The 441-nt window shown below is 42.0% G+C and carries 1 protein-coding gene; it reads left to right on the top strand.

Annotation, left to right across the window (positions count from 1 at the left end; translation table 11 throughout):
- Positions 1 to 441: hypothetical protein (locus HMPREF1552_RS12470; RefSeq protein WP_021743616.1), on the top strand; the 441-nt coding region annotated here is incomplete at both ends.

Genomic DNA, 441 nt, shown 5'->3' with positions numbered 1-441 from the left:
AGGGAAGGGTCATTATCGGGGCTAATGGCTTTGATGCGACTAATACCGATTATGTAAACGTTATTGCAAAGGCTATGGAACTGCAGGGAAATCTTGTTGGAAACAAGGTTGATGTAACTTTGGGGGAAAACACTGTTGACTCCAACGGAACTGTAACTTCTAAAAATGGAATAAATTCAGTTGCAATTGACGCAAGCAATCTTGGATCGATGTATGCCGGGCAGATAAAGATAGTAAGCACGGACAAGGGGGCAGGCGTAAACTCCAATGGACTTATCTACTCAAGGGATACAAAATTAGAAATTACAGCTGACGGGAAAATCAATGTCGCAAAGATTAAAGGGAACGGCATTGAAATAAACGGGACTGAGTATGCCCAAAGTGAGCTTGCAAGCTCTGACAAGGGGATTAATATTAATGCGGCTAAAATAAAGCTGGATG

The organism is Leptotrichia sp. oral taxon 879 str. F0557, assembly GCF_000469385.1.
Taxonomy (GTDB): domain Bacteria; phylum Fusobacteriota; class Fusobacteriia; order Fusobacteriales; family Leptotrichiaceae; genus Leptotrichia; species Leptotrichia mesophila.
This window is presented reverse-complemented; position numbering and strand designations above follow the sequence as displayed.